The 1,603-nt window shown below is 39.8% G+C and carries 1 protein-coding gene; it reads right to left on the reverse strand.

Going from position 1 to position 1,603, the window contains the following annotated elements:
- Positions 1–524: 524 nt before the first annotated feature.
- Complete coding sequence (locus tag RRG12_RS44010; RefSeq protein ID WP_069070349.1) at positions 525–1,505, reverse strand: aldo/keto reductase; 981 nt, start codon at positions 1,503–1,505, stop codon at positions 525–527.
- Positions 1,506–1,603 lie beyond the last annotated feature (98 nt).

Genomic DNA, 1,603 nt, shown 5'->3' on the forward strand with positions numbered 1-1,603 from the left:
TGAATTCTGTTCGATAAATAGGCTCTTATATTTTCTAAATTTCATATTCAAGTAATTAATTCACTTCTCAATAACGAGCTAATCAGTTTGATTAATAGCTCTCAGCTAATATATAAAAAAAGTCCGCTTTCGCGGACTGTGGACATTGGATAAGGTTAAGTTGTCACCAAGAGTGTCTACAAGATGTTAGACTCAATATTCATTCTTTCTTAGTCAACGTTAAAAATCAAGTTCCACACACTAAATGTTAGGACATAACTCCTTGATTTAAGTCTTTTTTAGATGTTATCTAAAAACAAATTCTACGTAGTTTTAATTCCGTAGCTAGTCGATAAAAAGCTATTTTTAACAAAAAAATGAATAAAAGCGCTATACTTTCAGCTAAAAATAGTAATTTATATCACTAATAACTCAGACATAATTAAGAGATTTATGTCGGAATTGATGGAAAATCCAAGTCTTTTTATTCTCGGATTTAAACCAGGTTTTGCAATGTGATATTTAAATTGAGAAATATTGAGATTTTACTTAGTTTGAAAGATATTTTGTACCATTTTTTTGTCGGCATTTGCCGCTGCACTATCCAACTCTGCAATCTCACTGGCATCTAATTGCCAACCCAACGCACCAAGATTCTCCCTCGCTTGTTCAACGCTCTTGGCTCCAGGGATGGGAATGGTTCCTTTAGAGATGCACCAATTAATTGCTACCTGTGACATGGTTTTGTTTCTAGACTGTGCCACCTCTCGCAAACATCCCAACAGCGATCGCATTCCTGGTAATATCTGTCTAAATAGCAGACCTCGGATGCCTTTGGGCAAAGGGCCTTGCTCAGAGTATTTTCCTGTTAGTATTCCCAAAGCGAGAGGGCTGTAGGCAATCAATTTAATTCCCAACTCATCACAAAGGTCTTTGAGCTTGAGTTGAGTGACAGGATATGTAGACAACAAAGAGTATTGAACTTGCAAAGTTGCAATCGGAACGCCTCGTTCAGCAAACTTTTTCTGCACTTTCCTAAGTCGTTTCGGCCCATAATTGGATAGTCCCACTCCCTTGACCAGTCCTTGCTCATATACATCGGCAAGACCATCTAACAGCCCTTCTTCTTGCCAAGGGGCATAATTCGCTGTAGACCAGTGCATCTGTACCAAATCAACATTTCTTCCCAGGCGTTGAGCAGATGACTTACAAGCCCTTACCATTGATTGGCGTGTCCATCTCCACGGGTAAGCAGCAAGCTTAGTAGCAATACAAATATTGTCTTTGTCTGAACCTACATATTCTCGGTTGAATCGTCCCAGCAGTAACTCACTGCGACCATTCAATCTCCCAGTTCCATAGGAATCACCTGTATCAAATAAAGTTACACCGTTGCTTACACAAAGGTTAAAGACGGCTTGCAATTGGTCATCCATGCTTTCGTCATATCCCCAAAGCAGTTGATTGCCCCAGGCCCAAGTCCCACAGCCCATGCTTGGGAGGAAGAGTTTTTGGAGAGTCTGCATTTTTGCTCTGTGTAGATTGCCTTATTAATTATCAGGCATTAATTATTTATGCGATCGCGTTGCGAAAAAAATGGTTGACATCCTCACCGCCGTGTTCG

The organism is Nostoc sp. CALU 546 (assembly GCF_048836525.1).

Coding starts and splice junctions, on each gene's coding strand:
- RRG12_RS44010 (WP_069070349.1), bottom strand. CDS start 1,505: ATGCAGACTCTCCAAAAACTCTTCCTCCCAAGCATGGGCTGTGGGACT.